The organism is Stenotrophomonas sp. TWI1149, from assembly GCF_039673155.1.
In the GTDB taxonomy this organism is placed as follows: domain Bacteria; phylum Pseudomonadota; class Gammaproteobacteria; order Xanthomonadales; family Xanthomonadaceae; genus Stenotrophomonas; species Stenotrophomonas maltophilia_AA.
The window spans coordinates 158,661-174,290 of record NZ_JBDJLB010000001.1; the positions used below are offsets into that span (position 1 = coordinate 158,661).

Consider the following 15,630-nt stretch of genomic DNA (forward strand, 5'->3'; position numbering starts at 1 on the left):
GGGCCACTGCTCGAGGCGAATATAGGAGAACCGGGGGGACGATCCGGCGAAAACCGCATGAAACATTTTTCATTTGCAGTCGCTCCGGGGGGTTGCGACGATGCACCGGTCCCCATTGTCAAAGTGGCCCATGCCGCGCGTACTCACCATCGAGGACGACCTCGTCACCGCCGAGGAAATCGCCACGGAACTGCGCAGCCACGGCTTCGAGGTGGACCGGGTGGGCAACGGCGAGGACGGCCTGGCGATGGCCTGCCGCGGCGACTACGCGGTGATCACCCTGGACCGCATGCTGCCCGGGATCGACGGCCTGGCCCTGGTCACCGCGCTGCGCCGCCAGGGCATCACCACGCCGGTGCTGATGATCAGCGCGTTGTCGGACGTGGATGAGCGGGTGCGTGGCCTGCGCGCCGGCGGCGATGACTACCTGACCAAACCGTTCGCCTCCGATGAAATGGCAGCCCGCGTGGAGGTGCTGATCCGTCGCCACGGCCAGCCCGCCGTGGCGGAGAACCAGCTGCGCGCCGGCGACCTGGAACTGGACCTGATGACCCGCACCGCGCGCCGTGCCGGCGAGGAGATCGCGCTGCTGCCCACCGAGTTCAAGCTGCTGGAATTCCTCGTCCGCAACGCCGGCCAGGTGGTCACCCGCACCATGCTGTTCCAGGACGTGTGGGGCTACCACTTCGACCCCGGCACCAACCTGATCGACGTCCACATCGGCCGCCTGCGCAAGCGCATCGACCAGCCCGGGCGCCACCAGCCGATCCGCACCGTGCGGGGCACCGGGTATGTCCTGGACGACCATGTCTGATCACTGGCGCTCGTCCAGCAGCCGGCTGCTCGGGCTGTACTGCGTGTTGTTCGTGGCCTGGTCCAGCGTACTGCTGGGAGTGATGTACTGGCGCGTCTCGGACTACCTCAACGACCTCGCCGAATCCGGCCTGCAGCAGCGCGCGCACCTGTTCGAGAAGTTCGAGGGGCAGGCGCTGGACGATGCGCTGCGCGACAGCCTGCGCTACGACCTGCACGGGGCGTATGCCTACGGCATCTTCAGCCGCAACGGGCAGCCGCTGTCCGGCCCGCTGCTGGCGATTCCCGATGGGCTGCGCATCGACGGACACGCGCAGGCGGTGGAACGCTGGTCCCTGCGCAGTGGGCCGATCAACGCGCCCGGGCGCGCGCTCGGCGTGGAAACCCAGGACGGCCGCCTGCTGGTGTTCGTGCGCCAGAGCGGCAAGCTGACGGCGGTCAACAGCATCATCCTCGATGCGCTGCTGTGGGGCGTCTCGTTGACCGTCCTTCCCGGCCTGGCCGGCTGGCACATCCTGCGCCGGCGGCCGCTCAGACGGATCCAGGAGATCGAGGCCGCGACCAACCGCATCATCGCCGGCGATCTCGGCCAGCGCCTGCCCGTCTCCGGCCGTCCGGATGAGATCGACCGTCTCTCGAGCATCGTCAATGCCATGCTCGAACGCATCGAGCAGCTGATGACCGAGGTCAAGGGCGTGTGCGACAGCATCGCGCACGATCTGCGGACCCCGCTCACCCGCCTGCGCGCGCATCTCTATCGCACCCGTGTCGGGCTGGAAGAGGACGATCCGCGTGCCGCCCAGCTGGACAAGGCGCTGACCGAAACCGACCGGCTGATGGCGCGCTTCGGTGCGCTGCTGCGCATTTCCGAGCTGGAAAGCCACCAGCGCCGCTCGGCCTTCGTCGAACTCGATGCCGCCGAGCTGCTGCGGGAGCTGCATGCGTTCTACCTGCCGCTGGCCGAGGAGAAAGAGCAGCAGCTGCTGCTGGAGATCGATGCGCAGGTGGGCACCCTGTGGGGCGACCGCGAGCTGCTGTTCGAGGCGCTGGCCAACCTGCTCTCCAACGCGCTGCACTTCACCCCGGCGCAGGGCCGGATCGTGCTGCGTGCGGTCGACGACCACGGTGCTGCGCGCATCGATGTGATCGACAACGGCCCGGGCATTCCACCGCAGGACCGCAGCCTGATCTACCAGCGGTTCTTCCGCGGCGAAAGCAGTGGCACGCCCACGGAAGGCTTCGGGCTGGGCCTGTCGATCGTCGCCGCCATCGCCGGCCTGCACGGGTTCCGGGTCCGTGCCGGGGACGCCCCGGGTGGCGGGGCGTGGCTGAGCATCCGCTGCGCGGCGGAAGGGCTTCGCTGAACGAGCGACCGCGTTGCAGCAGGGGTGAGAATCCTTGGTATTCCCGCGCCGCATCCGGATAATCCGTCGCGACCTGCCCGCCCTTCAGCGCCACCGCGTGCCTCCAGCCATCGCCAGAGAGCCTTCATGCAACGTGCCACCATCAAAGCCTGGTTCGTGATCCACAAGTGGACCAGCCTGGTCTGCACCCTGTTCCTGTTGCTGCTGTGCCTGACCGGCCTGCCTCTGGTGTTCGCCGAAGAGATCGCGCACCTCAGCGAGCCGGAGGTGGCGACCACGGTCGCCGACGCCACCCCGCGTGATCTGGACGCGCAGGTGCGCACCGCACTGGCGCAATACCCCGGCGATGTGCCGCTGTTCGTTGGTTGGGATCCGGACGCGCCCACCGTGTACGTCAACACGGGTGCCCGCACGGACACGCCGCCCCCGCAGATGCACACTGCGCTGCTGCACGCGACGACGGGCGAGGTGCTGCCGGCCGCGCAGTTCAACGAAGGCGTGATGTACTTCCTGTACCGCCTGCACACCGATCTGTTCCTCGGCCTGCCCGGCATGTTGTTCATGGGCGCGATGGGGCTGCTGTTCGCGGTGGCGATCATCTCCGGCCTGGTGCTGTACGGCCCCTTCATGCGCAAGCAGCGCTTCGGCACGCTGCGCACCGGTCGCAACCGCCGCCTGGCCTGGCTGGACCTGCACAACGTGCTCGGCATCGTCACCCTCGGCTGGGCGCTGGTGGTGGGCATCACCGGCGCCATCAACACCATCGCCAAGCCGCTGGAACAGGCGTGGCAGAGCGAGCAGCTCGGCGAGTTCGCGGCCCGCTACGCCGGCCAGCCACGGCCCACCACGCTGGCCTCGCTGCAGGCCGCCGTGGACACCGCACGCGCCGCCGAGCCCGGCATGCGCCCGGCCTTCATCAGTTTCCCCGGCACCGGCTACAGCGGTGACCATCACTATGGGGTGTTCATGCAGGGCAATACCGCGCTGACCGAGCGCCTGTATCGGCCGGTGCTGATCGATGCCAAGACCGGCGAGCTCACCGCGCAGCCGCAGCTGCCGACCTACATGAGCGTGCTGCTGCTGAGCCAGCCGCTGCACTTCGGCGACTACGGCAAGCTGCCATTGAAGATCCTGTGGGCGCTGCTGGACCTGCTCACCATCACGGTGCTGATCAGCGGCCTGTACCTGTGGGTGAAGCGGGGAAGCACCGAAGCGCGCGTCACCGAGATCGAGCGCGCCGCGCAGCACGGGGGTGCCGCATGAGCGCACCGGTGAAACCACCGCGCAGCCCGTTCATCGCTCCGGCCTGGATCGCGCTGGCCAGCGTGGTGGGCTTGGTCAGCGCGCTGATCGGTGACGGGCTGTTCGACGTCATCTCCTGGCTGGTGTTCGCGGCGCTGATCGCGCTGGTGGTGCGGGCGTGGGTGCAGCGCACGCGATGAGAGGCGCGGGCGCATCTGCACAGAACGCGGATGCCCGGGTCGATAGCATGGAGGGCGACATCCACTTCGTGCAAAGGCGTTGCCCCGATGAACCGGCTGTCTGGCCCCCGCTTCCTCAACACCATCCTGCTGGGCGGCGACACGGCCGGGAAACTCGACGCCGCCGCCGCGGCGGGTTTCACACAAGTGGAGCTGTGGCGTGAGGATGTGGAGTCCTCCTCCGTCGCCGACGTACATGCAGCCCTGACACGCACCGGCCTGCAGCTCACCGACGTGCAGGTGCTGCTGGATTTTGATGGTGCTTCGGCTGCCACCCGCGAGGGCAAGCGTGCAGAGGCACTGTCCTTGCTCGCGCTGGCGCACGATATGGGCGCAGGCACGGTGCTGGTACCGGCCTGCACCGCGACCGACTACGTGCCCGACCGCCTCACCGACGACCTGCGCTGGCTGTGCGCGCGCGCTGCCGAACGTGGCCTGCGCATCGCCTACGAAGGCATGGCGTGGAGCCGCCTGCATTCCACCCTGCCCTCGACATGGCAGCAGATCGAGCAGGTCGGCGCGCCGAACCTGGACATCGTGGTCGATGCCTTCCACCTGTTCGCGGCCGGGCGCACCGCCGACGATCTGCGCGACGTGCCGGTGGAGCGCATCGCGCTGGTGCAGCTGTCGGATGTGCTCACCCAGCCGTTGCCTGGACAAGTGACCACGCAGGCGCGGCATCACCGCTGCCTGCCGGGCGATGGCCTCTGGCCGCTGGAGACACTGATCGATGCGCTGGCCGCGATGGGGTACCGCGGGCCGATCGGGCTGGAGGTGTTCAACGACGCGCTGAAAGCACGTGATCCGCATGCGGTGGCACGTGAGGCCATGGCCGCACTGGAGGCCGTGCTGACGCGCTGACGCTCGACGGCTGCCACCCGCTTGCCGCGTCGGGAAATCCGGCACGCGCAGGACGCCAGGACGTGTGCGGCCGTCAGCGTGGTTCGACTGCCGGCCTGGCGATCTGCGGCCACTGCCTGGCGACCACCTCGATGTTGTCGGCCACTACGGCCTGCAGATCACGCGGATAGCGCACGCCCTCGGCCTCGCTCAGCCGCGTGGCATGGAACTGGCCGTTGCTGGCGCGCAGGATCCAGCCGCCCTCGATGCAGGCGCGCGAGGCCAGGAACACGACGCCCGGCGCCACGGCCTCCGGGTGCAGCTCGTCCGGCTCGCCGTCCACGCCCCACATGCGGGTCTTGGCCACGGGCGAAACCGCGTTGACCACGATCCCATGCGCGGCGCCTTCGGCAGCCAGCACATTGACGATGCCGACCGCGGCCGACTTCGCTGCCGCGTAGGCCGTCAGCCCGTGCTGCACGTACTGCGGATACAGCGCGCGGTCGGAGGTGGTCAGCACGATGCGGCCATGCCCCTGCGCCTGCATCGCCGGCCACGCGGCCTGGGCGAGCCACAACGGCGCCTTGGCCGCGACCGCCATCATGTGGTCGAAACGATCCTCGTCCACCGCATCGATCCGCTGGTATTCGACCCAGCCCGCGTTGTGCAGGATCACGTCCAGGCGGCCATGCCGCTGCAGGATATCGGCGACCAGTGCGGCGGCCAGGGAACGGGGCTGGATGTCCTGGTGGCTGGCCTCGACAGAGAGCCCCTCTGCACGCAGACGCGCAACAGCGTGATCGATCCGTTGCGGATCGCGGCCGGTACCGTCCAGCATGGCGCCCACGTCCTGCATCACCACGTGTGCGCCGCGCTGCGCCAGTAGCCGGCTATAAGCGAAGCCGAGGCCACCCGCGGCGCCGGTGACCAGGGCGACCTGCCCGGCGAAAGAAAGTGTGTCGTTGATCGTCATGCGGACAGCATCCGCCCTGGGCCGCGCGGATGCCAATACCGATGACAGCTTGCTGCGATACGCAGCGCGTATCACATGCGGGATGCTCAGACGTGCGTGGGCTCGACGATCACCGCCGTGCCGTAGCACAGCACTTCGGTCAGGCCGGTCATCACGTCGGTGGCGTCATAGCGCATCGCGATGATCGCGTTGGCGCCGAGCAGCCGCGCATGGTTGGACATGTCCCGGTAGGTCTCTTCGCGCGCCTGCTCGCACAGCTGCGTGTAGATGGTGATGTTGCCGCCGAAGAGGGTCTGCAGCCCGCCGAGGAAGTTGCCCCGATGTGATCGCTCAGATACGGGCATAGATCTCGCTCACCCACTCCACAAAGACGCGAACCTTAGTACTCAGCTGCCGGCTTGGGGCATAGGCGATGAAAACATCAAGTGGCGCAGGCCGCCAGTCCTGGAGTACAGGTATCAGCTCGCCGCGATCAATTGCCGGTCGCACCATGAAATCAAGCGTGTGGATCAGCCCGAGCCCGGCCAACCCCGTTGCCAGATGGGCATTGCTTTCATTGACCAGGACCGCACACTCGGGAACGATCTCCACCGGTACTCCGCCGCCGAGAAAATGGAGCGGAGGCGCCTTGCCGCTGTGCGCGGAAAAGTACCCGACTACCGGAAACCGAGGCTCAAGCAATTGTTCAGGGTGGGCAGGTACCCCATAGCGTGAGAGGTACGCCGGACTCGCGCAGGTGGTCCATTCAAGACTCCCGATCTTGCGGGAGATCAGTGCACCGTCGTCTGCCGTGCTGCGAATGGCACAGTCAATATTCTCGCCGATGACATCTACCGTCCGGTCGGTAACGCCCAGGAGCAGCTGTATGTCCGGATACCTCGCGCGAAACTCGGGCAGTGCAGGGATCAACAGCCCACTGGCGGTAGAGCCGCCGGTGTCCACACGCAACCTGCCCTTCGGGCTGCCTTGGGCACGGCCCAAGGTCGCCTCAACGTCATCCAGCTCGGTTAACAGGTGCCTGATGCGCTCGTAATACGCAGCTCCATCGTTGCTGACCCTGACGCGGCGCGTACTACGCTCAAGCAGCTTCACCCCAAGGTGTTTCTCCAGCGCGCTGATCGACTTGCTCAACGTGGCATTGGGCATCTGAAGCGATTCAGCAGCCCGATTGAAGCCGCCGGTCTCGACGACACGAGCAAAAGCACGTATGGCCTGTAGATGGTCCATTGTAGGCTCCGGATGACGGTCAATTATTCACACCGGGAAATAAAGAATCAACAATCAGCGCGTTTATCCCGTCATGGCGCCCCAATAGACTTGCACCACCGCGGCATCAGCCGTCCAGGCAGGCAACGTCATGCACATCGAGGATCTGTTCAACGTCCACAACGCGAAACATGCCGAAAAGGTGGCCTTGGTCACCGGCGGCAGCTCGGGGATTGGCCTGGCGGCCGCCAAGCGTCTTGCGCTGGAGGGAGCGTCGGTGGTCATCAGCGGGCGGCGGCAGCAGGAGCTTGACCGCGCGACAGCCGAGATAGGACATGGCGCGATCGCAGTCCGCGGTGACATTTCTGTCGCCACAGACCTGGACGTCATCATGGACACCATCGGCACGGCGCACGGTCGACTGGATCTTCTTATCGCCAACGCAGGCGGTGGCGACTTTACCCCCCTGGATTCGATCACCGAGGCAGGGTTCGAAAAGTACTTCGGCATCAATGTCAAAGGCACGCTGTTTACAGTGCAGAAAGCGCTACCGCTGATGACCGCTGGCGGTGCCATCGTGGTGACGGGTTCCATTGCGGCCAATCAGGGCATACCCGCGTTCGGTGTGTATGCGGCGTCGAAGGCTGCACTGCGGTCGTTCGTGAGGACGTGGGCCTCCGACCTCAAGGGACGGAACATTCGGGTCAACCTGGTAGGACCCGGCGTAGTGCTTACCCCGGCCTACAAATCCGAGCTCGGCATGAGCGACCAGGACATCGACGCCTATCTTGCCGATATCGCGCAGAAGGCCCCACTCGGCCGTGCGGGCAGCCCGGATGAGATTGCGAAGGCAATGTCTTTCCTGGCGTCGCAGGATGCGTCCTACATCACCGGCGTTGAGCTGACAGTTGACGGCGGCCTGACCCAGATCTGAAAAAGCAATGCAGGACACCACAGTACCCACCCAACCCACTGAGATAGATGGAATGGCCATGCAGGACAATCTGAAGATTGCGCACCGGTTCCTGGAGAAGATTGGTTCCGGCGCGGCGCCCGAGGAGATCGCGTCGCTGTTCAGCGCGGACCTGGAGTGGCACATTCCTGGCGACAGCGCCGCGCTGCCTTGGATTGGTCGACAATCCGGGCGCCGCGCGGTGGAAAACTTTATGCGTGACTCGAGCAGGTTGATGGAGCGCATTCGACTGGAGGTGCATGAGGTTATGAGCAGCGACGACCGCGCCGTCGTCCTGGGTGAGCTTGTTACGCGGATCATCGCCACCGGTAAGACGATCGAGTCACCCTTTGTGATCGTATTGACCTTTGCAGGGGGCGAGATCTCCAAATTCATGATGATTGAGGACAGCTTTGCCGTGGCCGCGGCCTCCCGGCCCTGATCATGCGTTTCGCCTGGTCGTGAGGCTGCATTCTGCAAAGCAAGGTACCGGTTCATGCCAGGGTTTCCGTTTATGCCTGCGAGGTTCTATATCCACACATCATTCCGCGCAGTTCTTTCGCCAAGCGCTTCACCCGTATTCAGAACACCTCGAGGCTCGATCAGCATCAACCTCACCTCATGCTCGGCGTAGGGTTTGTGCTCGACGCCCTTGGCAACGACATACAACTCACCTTTCCGCAGTCGGACGCTGCGATCACGGAAGTCGATTCGCAGCTCGCCCTCGATAACGAAGAACGCTTCATCGGAATCTGCATGGCTGTGCCAGACAAAGTCCCCCAGCAAGCGAACGATCTTGAACTGGTAGTCATTCATCTCGGCGATGACCCTGGGCGACCACCGTTCGCTGACGAGATTGAACTTCTCTTCAAGATTGATGGCGTTGTGGGGATGTGGAGGTGGAAGTTCCAACATGGGGGAATCCTGTCGTAATGGGAATCCGTATGTTGAAGTGCCCTTGCCTGCCGGTCTTGCACGATCGTGCAACGCGTCGCGAACGGCCTACGGCGAGGGCCGCATCCGCTTAAGCCACCGTGCTGGAGTAGCGCCGTAGGTGGAGATGAAGTGGCGCGCCATGTGACTCTGGTCAAAGAAGCCGGCCATCAGTGCTGACTGGTTGATGCTCTCTCCTGCCAGCATCAACCGTCGCGCCACGTCCAGCCGACGCATGGTGAGGTAGCGATAGGGGCTGGTGCCATAGAGCGCGCGAAAATCCCGACTGAGCTGCCAGCGGTCCAGGCCGCTGGACTCTGCAAGGGCGTCAATCGTGATGGCAGAGTCCAGCGAGTCATGGATATGGGCACGGGCACGCTCCAGTGCGACGAAATCAGGGCGGCGCCGAATGGGCCGCTGCGCAGCGGCACCGAGCAGAGCGTGTGCCAGGTCATGCAGCGCATCTTCTTCTTCCATCGAGTCGATCCGTGTAGCAATGTCCTGCAGCAATGGAGTCAATGCCGCCTGTACGCGGGAGTCTCCCGACAGCCCCCCTTCAATGAATGGCAATGGCCTGTCCCCCACAATCTTCTGGATCAGCGAGGGTTCGATGTACGCCATCCGGTAATGGAACCCTGCTGCCGTGCCTGCCTGCCCGTCATGGAGCTCATCGGGATGCAATACCATCACCGTACCCGGCAGGCTATGCCGTTGGGCGCGGCGATACTGGAAACTCTGCACGCCCGCCAAGGTGAAACCAACAGCATAGGTGCCGTGCCGATGCGGGCTGTAACCATGCCCGGCAAAATAGGCCTCAATGCGCTCAATTCTTCCTGGCTGGGCGGCGCGCTGCACCCAATCTGAAGGCTCTGCTCTTTTGGTCATTCCATCATCCCACAGCACTAAGGGCGGCGCCCAACTGTTCCGCCGACGCCGACACCCGCCGCCTTACATCGCCAAGGGAAGCTCGTCCTCGGTCACTACGCCCTCAAACCGCGGTCGACCAAACCAGTACCCCTGCATCAGTCTTATTCCGAGATCGGAAAGACAGCGCGCCTCGTCAGCGGTTTCTATGCCTTCGGCGATCACATCAATGGCCAGCGCTGTACACATGGACACCACACCGGTAACGATCGCACGTCGCGAGGCGCTCTGGTCGATGCCACGGATCAAGCCCATGTCCAGCTTGACCAGGTCGGGCTGGAAGTCGGCCAGCAGGTTCAGACCGGCAAAGCCGGCACCGAAATCATCGATGGCCGTCTTGAAGCCAATCCGTTTGTACTCGGTGAGGATCTCGGCCAGCCACTTCCCATCACTGATCTGCTCGCCTTCAACGGTCTCGAAGATGATCTGCTCGACCGGAAAGTCGTGTCGTTGCGCAGCCTCCAGGGTAGAGCGGATGCACAGCTCGGGCCGGTAGATCGCGTTGGGCAGGAAGTTGATCGACAGACGCGAACGCATCTTCAACCGCGCGGCGATCTCGATAGCCTTGGCACGGCATGCCTGGTCGAACCGGTAACAGTTGTCCGCGGTGACTCGGGACAGCACCGAGTTGGCAGGCTCACCGTCCGGGCCACGCACCAGTGCCTCATGAGCGAATATCTGTCCTGCGCGCACGTCGACAATAGGCTGGAACGCGTAGCTGAACGCGAACGGCAACGGCTCGGCGTCACGGCACAGCGCGCATTGCGTACGCGTTTGGGCGGAGGGCATGCGGTGGGTTCCTGCCCGCGATGGCGGCGATGGCGGCGATGGCAAACGATCATAGCCGATGCATGTCAGGACCGCGTCGACGCCCGCTAGGGCGTCCCACCCTCTTCCCGATGCTTGTCAATAGCCCTGGCCACCCGGATGTTCCGCACCAACACCGGCAGATAGAACAAGGTAAACACCGCAACCACGATCGCCGACCATGCCAAGAGGGAAAGCCGCACGCCGCCGTAAGCCAAATGCATGATGAGGTAACCCGCAAGCGCGAAAGCAATCGCCTGCAGGTAGTAAATGCCCACCGTCTTTGCGATCTCTTTATAAACTCTGTTCATCGCGTTTTCTATTTCTCGACCAAGGGCTGCAGGTCCTGGCGTGAGCTTACCGCCGAACCGAGAACGTTGGCAGCCGCCTGGGTCGGGTTTGAACAGGAGAAGCCCGGAGTCGCGTCGCGGATTCCGTCAGCGGCCTCCGCGAGCCACGTCGCGCAACGCGACGACGCTGAGTTGCCCAGGCCGTGGTCACAGTTCAGCGAGTGGACGTGTCGGCCTCGGGCACAAACTGCATCGGCCGCTCGGGCCACGCGCATGCCTTGTTGAACCTGAACTCCAGATTCGGCGGTGCATGGCGAGGGGTGAGTCCGTTTCGGAACCCGAGCCACATCAGCGCCGTGTCCAGCGGCTGTTCCTGCTCGAATTCCGCACGCACGAAGCATTGGCGGTTCAGGTCGGCCATGGGCACGATGTGCAACTGAGTGGGGCAGCCCGGTGCAGCCGCGGCGGCCACCTGGCGATCGATCTGCGCCTGCATGGCGTCAAGCATTTCTCCCACGGTGAGCAGATACCAACCCGTGGTGTCGATCCGGATCTTGTGCATCGTTGCGAACTGGCACTGCAGGGAGGCGCGTAACAGGGGATCTGTCTTCGCCTGCACGCTGTCCCACATTCCCTCGAGGATGACGATCGAACACCCCTCTGGATCGTCCGTTCCGCAGGACGTGAGCAGGGCGTCGTTGCCACCCCACAAGCCGAACTGGTTGCGCACGCCTGTGCCGTATCCCATGTAGAGCTGGCTGATGACAGCGTCCTTTGGGTTTCGCCGCATCCAATCGACGCCATCGACGGGCAGATCGCTTAGAAGTTGATCGACGGCTTCGTCAACCGTACCAGGCCAGGGTGTGCTCGCCGGCGCTTCAGGCGCGCGCGGCGCGCACGCGACCAGCCCCAGCGAAAGCAGCGTGATCGTCCAGATCAACGTCTTGCGCATGACTGGCCGGCCTCAGCGCGGGCGCTGGCGGCGCGCGTAGTCCACCAGGTCGCGCGGATAGACGCGATGGTCGATGGCGCTGTCGTCGATATCGTAGAGATACGCGATGGCGGCCGCCTCGAACGCCCAGTAGCCGACGAAGCGGCCATCGTCGTCCACATGGCTGTCACGCCAGGGCGCGTGCTCGAAGGCGGCGTACCAGCCCTCGCAGTAGGTGGCAAGCAGCGTGCTGGCCTCTTCCGGTGTATCGGCGTAGATGGCCTGGACCAGCGGCGTGCAGTAGTCGTGGAACCACTCGTCGACATCATGCCGGTCCGGCAGCACGCGCATCAGCAGGTCTTCATACAGCGTATCGCTGGCGACGAAGTTGGCCTGGTCCATCAAGGCGGCCACGCGCGCCAGCAGGTCCGGACGCCCCAACAGGATGCACAGCGCGAACAACTGCGTGCATTCCAGGTACTCATCCGGCCAGTGATCGATCGCAAACGGCGCAATCAGCGGTTGCCGCTCGTACTGGGCAAGCATCTGCTGGCGATGCTCCACGTGTTCCACCAGTGCTTCCAGCAGGGGCGGCAGCGACTCGACCGGGTGGCCGGCGGTGTAGGTGATGTACAGGTGCTCGGCAGCCAACCGCTGGAACCAGCGCGCGCGCAGCGAGCGTTCTTCCGTGTCCGAATCGGACTGGAAGCGGTGTTCCTGGAAAAAGGCGATCGTCGCTTGGCGGTCTTCCAGGAACTGCGCGTAGTGCTTCGCTTCGAGCGGGGACTGGCGTGGCTGCATGGATCTTCCTTGACCGGGCATGTGCCCCCGGGATCGCCGGGCGCCGCAAACAAAAAAGCCGACCAAACGGCCGGCTTCTTCATGTTGCAGCGTGGTGGGCGGTACAAGGTTCGAACTTGTGACCCTTGCCGTGTGAAGGCAATGCTCTACCGCTGAGCTAACCGCCCGATGCTGCTGAGCCGCTCATTATAGGGCGGCAAATTTCGACGTCAACGGTTTCGCCGAAATTTCTTCACATCGTGTGCGTGGGCTTGTCCGCGGTCAGGATGCCGGCCAGCAGGGTCTCGATCCGGTGGCGGACGGTCTCCCCTTCCGCCCCATCGGCCAGCTGTACGCCGATGCCTGCCGCGCGGTTGCCCTGGGCCCCGGCCGGGGTCACCCAGATCACTTTGCCGGCCACCGGCAGGCGCTCGCTGGAGTCCGGCAGGGTGAGCAGCAGGAACACCTCATCGCCCAGGAAGTAGCGCTTGGGCGTGGGCACGAAGATGCCGCCGTTCTTCACGAACGGCATGTAGGCGCTGTACAGCGCGGCCTTGTCCTTGACGGCAAGGGACAGGATGCCCTGTCGGGCGTTGGTGGCGCTCATGCTCTATTCCCCTTGGCGTGCCGTTCGTTGACCTTTCCCCAGGCCAGCAGCAGCTCAACCACCGCAAGATCGGCGCGCACCGTGGTGCGCAGCAGGTCGCGGGTGCGGTTGGCCGCATCGAACCAGGCGGCCAGCTTGTGCAATCGATCGGGATCGGTCAAGCCACCGCCGGTGGCCTGGGCCAGGGCGAGATCGGCGGCGTGGCGCAGGCGCAGGGCGGCGTTGTCGTCGGCGGTCCAGCGCTGGGCCAGTTCGACCGCGCCGGAGCGGCCGGCGACGAGGGCCTCCAGGTCGGTGGCGACCTGGCGGCGCAGGGCCAGCCCATCCTCGCGCAGCCACTGGTCGGCCAGCCCGGGGTGGCCGCGGGCGGCGTCCAGCGCTTCGCGGGCGCTGGCCTCGCTGTGGCCCAGGGTCTGCAGCCAGGCGAGCGCTTCCTCGCGCGGCGGCAGCTTGAACTCCAGGCGCTGGCAGCGGCTGCGGATGGTGGCCGGCAGGCGCGCGGGGTCGGCGCTGATCAGCCACAGGTAGCGGCCGGGCTGCGGCTCTTCCAGGGTCTTGAGCAGGGCGTTGCAGGCGGCGCGGTTGATGGCGTCGGCGGGATCGACGATCACCACCTGGGCCACGCCGTACTGCGGGGTCAGCGAGAGCTTCTGCGAGACCTCGCGGATCTGCTCGATCACGATCTCGGTGCGCAGCTTGTCGCCGGATTTGTTGGGGATGAACGAGATCCGCTGCAGGTCCGGGTGGGTGCCGGCGGCCAGCAGCTGGGCGCTGCGCTTGGCCGCGGCCGGCTCGCCCTGCCCCAGCACGTGCTCGGCCAGCCGCAGCGCGACGCCGAGCTTGCCCAGGCCGGCCGGGCCGCAGAACAGCAGGCCATGGCCGAGGCGACCGGCGTCGAGCGCGGCCACGGTCTGGTCATAGGCGCGCTGCTGCCAGGGGGAAAAGGGTTCAGCCACGATCCGGCTCCTGTGCCAACCATGCATCCACGGCCGCCACCACCGCACCGGCGACGCCGGCCTGGTCCTGGCCGGCGTCGATCAGGCGGTAACGTGCGGGGTCTTCGCTGGCACGCTGGCGGAACACCGCGCGCACCCGCTGGAAGAAATCATCGTGCTCGCTTTCGATCCGGTCCGGCCACATGTCGCGGCCGTTGGCGCGCGCGCGGCCGACGGCTACGTCCACATCCAGCAGCAGGGTCAGGCCGGGCAGCAGGCCGACGGCGCGGCGCTCCAGATCGGCGATCCACGCCGGGTCCAGGCCGCGGCCACCGCCCTGGTAGGCGTAGCTGGAATCGGTGAAGCGGTCGCACAGCACATAGGCACCGCGCTGCAGCGCCGGGGCGATCACCTGGCGCACGTGCTGGGCGCGGGCGGCGAACACCAGCAGCAGCTCGGCCTCGGCCGAGAGCGGCTCGGCGGCGATCTCCTCGTCCGGCTTGAGCACCAGCGCGCGGATGCGCTCGGCCAGCGCGGTCCCGCCGGGTTCGCGGGTCAGCACCACCTCATGCCCGCGCGCCTGCAGGGCTTCGCGGATCGCGTTGATGGCGGTGGTCTTGCCGGCGCCCTCGCCCCCTTCCAGGCTGACGAAATGCGGGTGCCGGTGCAGCGCGGGACTCATCGGGGTGCGGCCTCTTGGGTACGTTTGCTGCGCAGCTGCTGCAGGTAGCGGGCAACGGCGGCGTTGTGGTCGGTGTAGTTGGCCGAGAAGATGTGCGCGCCACTGCCATCGCCGACCGCCACGAAGTACAGCGCATCGCCCTTGGCCGGCTGCGCGGCGGCATGCAGCGCATCGCGCCCGGGCATGGCGATCGGGGTCGGGGTCAGGCCGGCGCGCGTGTACGTGTTGTACGGCGTATCGGTGGTGAGGTCGCGCTTGCGGATGTTGCCGTCGTAGCTGCTGCCGATGCCGTAGATCACGGTCGGGTCGGTCTGCAGGCGCATGCCGATCTTCAGGCGGCGCATGAACACGCCGGCGATCTGCGGGCGCTCGCTGGGCAGCGCGGTTTCCTTCTCGATGATCGAGGCGAGGATCAGCAGCTCATACGGCGAGTTCAGCGGCAGATCGTCCACGCGGCTGTCCCACGCGGCGGTGAGTTCTTTTTCCATGGCGGCATGCGCGCGCTTGAGCACGTCGATGTCGCTGTCGCCGCGCTGGTAGACGTAGGTCTCGGGCAGGAAGCGGCCTTCCGGGTGTTCGCCGGGGAAACCAAGCGCCTTCATCAGCGCGGCATCGTCCAGCGCATCGGTGGTGTGCACCAGCGGATCGGCACGCTTGAGCGCGGCGCGCAGCTGGCGGATGTTCCAGCCTTCCACGATGGTGACGCGGTGCTGCAGGACGCGGCCCTGGCGCATGCGGGTCAGCAGCTCGCGCGGGGTCAGCGCGGGATCGAGCGCGTATTCACCGACCTTGAGCTTGCCGGCGGCATCGAGCTGGCGTGCCAGCAGCTGCCATTGGGTGTCGCTGCCCTCGTCCACGCCGGCCTGGCGCAGCTTGCCGAGCACGGTGCTGAAGCCGTCGCCGGAGGCGATCACCACGCTCTCCGCGCTGGGGGTGACCGGCGCATCGGCAAACGCGCCCTGGCGATGCCAGAACCATGCGCCTGCGGCCGCGACCAGCAGGGCCACCACCAGCAGCACGGCCAGTACGGCCAGACATCCGCGTTTCGCACCCGCCATGGTCACCTCGAATGAAATTCTTCGCCGCGCAGCATACCGCGCGGGTACTGCACA

19 protein-coding genes, 1 tRNA gene and 1 pseudogene are annotated in these 15,630 nt (G+C 65.8%); 7 read left to right on the forward strand and 14 right to left on the reverse strand.

The genetic code is table 11. From position 1 onward, the window contains the following. Nucleotides 1–130 precede the first annotated feature (130 nt). The 5 genes from ABE424_RS00765 to ABE424_RS00785 all read left to right on the forward strand — a co-directional run bounded on the left by ABE424_RS00765 (nucleotide 131) and on the right by ABE424_RS00785 (nucleotide 4,519). The gene (locus ABE424_RS00765) at nucleotides 131–814 is read left to right on the forward strand and encodes a response regulator transcription factor (RefSeq protein ID WP_176990992.1); all 684 of its coding nucleotides are present in this window, start codon (nucleotides 131–133) and stop codon (nucleotides 812–814) included. Beyond that, nucleotides 807–2,177 (forward strand): ATP-binding protein, encoded by a 1,371-nt coding sequence (locus ABE424_RS00770; protein ID WP_346492690.1) that lies wholly within the window; start codon nucleotides 807–809, stop codon nucleotides 2,175–2,177. Before ABE424_RS00765 ends, ABE424_RS00770 begins: the two co-directional genes overlap by 8 nt. Nucleotides 2,178–2,303: 126 nt before the next feature. Beyond that, a complete protein-coding gene (locus ABE424_RS00775; protein ID WP_346492691.1) occupies nucleotides 2,304–3,440 on the forward strand; it encodes a PepSY-associated TM helix domain-containing protein in 1,137 nt (378 codons plus the stop codon). A gap of 8 nt (nucleotides 3,441–3,448) precedes the next feature. Further along, nucleotides 3,449–3,619, forward strand: coding sequence for a hypothetical protein (locus ABE424_RS00780; protein ID WP_346492692.1), 171 nt, complete (start codon nucleotides 3,449–3,451; stop codon nucleotides 3,617–3,619). 87 nt (nucleotides 3,620–3,706) lie between these two features. Then, nucleotides 3,707–4,519, forward strand: coding sequence for a sugar phosphate isomerase/epimerase family protein (locus ABE424_RS00785; protein WP_346492693.1), 813 nt, complete (start codon nucleotides 3,707–3,709; stop codon nucleotides 4,517–4,519). 73 nt (nucleotides 4,520–4,592) lie between these two features. Here the strand turns inward: ABE424_RS00785 and ABE424_RS00790 are convergent, their stop codons facing one another. The 3 genes and pseudogenes from ABE424_RS00790 to ABE424_RS00800 form a co-directional block, all read right to left on the reverse strand. Next, nucleotides 4,593–5,471 (reverse strand): SDR family NAD(P)-dependent oxidoreductase, encoded by an 879-nt coding sequence (locus ABE424_RS00790; protein ID WP_346492694.1) that lies wholly within the window; start codon nucleotides 5,469–5,471, stop codon nucleotides 4,593–4,595. A gap of 86 nt (nucleotides 5,472–5,557) precedes the next feature. Next, nucleotides 5,558–5,788, reverse strand: a pseudogene (locus ABE424_RS00795) (heavy metal-binding domain-containing protein); the annotation flags it as partial. A gap of 13 nt (nucleotides 5,789–5,801) precedes the next feature. After that, a complete protein-coding gene (locus ABE424_RS00800; protein WP_346492695.1) occupies nucleotides 5,802–6,698 on the reverse strand; it encodes a LysR family transcriptional regulator in 897 nt (298 codons plus the stop codon). A gap of 130 nt (nucleotides 6,699–6,828) precedes the next feature. Here ABE424_RS00800 and ABE424_RS00805 point away from each other — a divergent pair, with 130 nt between their 5' ends. After that, complete coding sequence (locus tag ABE424_RS00805; RefSeq protein WP_346492696.1) at nucleotides 6,829–7,611, forward strand: SDR family oxidoreductase; 783 nt, start codon at nucleotides 6,829–6,831, stop codon at nucleotides 7,609–7,611. Nucleotides 7,612–7,663: 52 nt separating this feature from the next. Beyond that, nucleotides 7,664–8,071 carry a nuclear transport factor 2 family protein gene (locus ABE424_RS00810; RefSeq protein ID WP_346492697.1) on the forward strand — a complete coding sequence of 136 codons (408 nt, stop codon included), beginning with the start codon at nucleotides 7,664–7,666 and terminating at the stop codon, nucleotides 8,069–8,071. Between the two features lie 86 nt (nucleotides 8,072–8,157). Here ABE424_RS00810 and ABE424_RS00815 read toward each other — a convergent pair whose 3' ends face one another. The 11 genes from ABE424_RS00815 to mltG all read right to left on the reverse strand — a co-directional run bounded on the left by ABE424_RS00815 (nucleotide 8,158) and on the right by mltG (nucleotide 15,576). Further along, a complete protein-coding gene (locus tag ABE424_RS00815) occupies nucleotides 8,158–8,544 on the reverse strand; it encodes a cupin domain-containing protein (protein ID WP_346492698.1) in 387 nt (128 codons plus the stop codon). Between the two features lie 87 nt (nucleotides 8,545–8,631). Next, nucleotides 8,632–9,447: an AraC family transcriptional regulator gene (locus ABE424_RS00820; protein WP_346492699.1), complete on the reverse strand. Its 816-nt coding sequence runs from the start codon at nucleotides 9,445–9,447 to the stop codon at nucleotides 8,632–8,634. 63 nt (nucleotides 9,448–9,510) lie between these two features. Beyond that, nucleotides 9,511–10,275, reverse strand: coding sequence for an EAL domain-containing protein (locus ABE424_RS00825; RefSeq protein ID WP_319210742.1), 765 nt, complete (start codon nucleotides 10,273–10,275; stop codon nucleotides 9,511–9,513). A gap of 86 nt (nucleotides 10,276–10,361) precedes the next feature. Beyond that, nucleotides 10,362–10,604, reverse strand: a complete 243-nt coding sequence (locus ABE424_RS00830; RefSeq protein WP_346492700.1) for a hypothetical protein — start codon at nucleotides 10,602–10,604, stop codon at nucleotides 10,362–10,364. 193 nt (nucleotides 10,605–10,797) lie between these two features. After that, entirely contained in the window at nucleotides 10,798–11,535 is a 738-nt protein-coding gene (locus ABE424_RS00835; RefSeq protein ID WP_346492701.1) for a DUF6794 domain-containing protein, read from the reverse strand. 12 nt (nucleotides 11,536–11,547) lie between these two features. After that, on the reverse strand, nucleotides 11,548–12,315 hold the full coding sequence (locus ABE424_RS00840) for a PoNe immunity protein domain-containing protein (RefSeq protein ID WP_346492702.1): 768 nt from the start codon (nucleotides 12,313–12,315) through the stop codon (nucleotides 11,548–11,550). A 92-nt stretch (nucleotides 12,316–12,407) separates the two neighbouring features. Then, nucleotides 12,408–12,482: transfer RNA gene (locus ABE424_RS00845), tRNA-Val, on the reverse strand. A 65-nt stretch (nucleotides 12,483–12,547) separates the two neighbouring features. Further along, nucleotides 12,548–12,901 carry a PilZ domain-containing protein gene (locus ABE424_RS00850; protein WP_088432861.1) on the reverse strand — a complete coding sequence of 118 codons (354 nt, stop codon included), beginning with the start codon at nucleotides 12,899–12,901 and terminating at the stop codon, nucleotides 12,548–12,550. Then, entirely contained in the window at nucleotides 12,898–13,857 is a 960-nt protein-coding gene (locus ABE424_RS00855; protein WP_176990982.1) for a DNA polymerase III subunit delta', read from the reverse strand. The genes ABE424_RS00850 and ABE424_RS00855 overlap by 4 nt, the downstream gene beginning before the upstream one ends. Beyond that, entirely contained in the window at nucleotides 13,850–14,518 is a 669-nt protein-coding gene (gene tmk / locus ABE424_RS00860) for a dTMP kinase (RefSeq protein ID WP_346492703.1), read from the reverse strand. Before tmk ends, ABE424_RS00855 begins: the two co-directional genes overlap by 8 nt. Next, nucleotides 14,515–15,576, reverse strand: coding sequence for an endolytic transglycosylase MltG (gene mltG / locus ABE424_RS00865; protein WP_346488698.1), 1,062 nt, complete (start codon nucleotides 15,574–15,576; stop codon nucleotides 14,515–14,517). Before mltG ends, tmk begins: the two co-directional genes overlap by 4 nt. Between the last annotated feature and the right edge of the window lie 54 nt (nucleotides 15,577–15,630).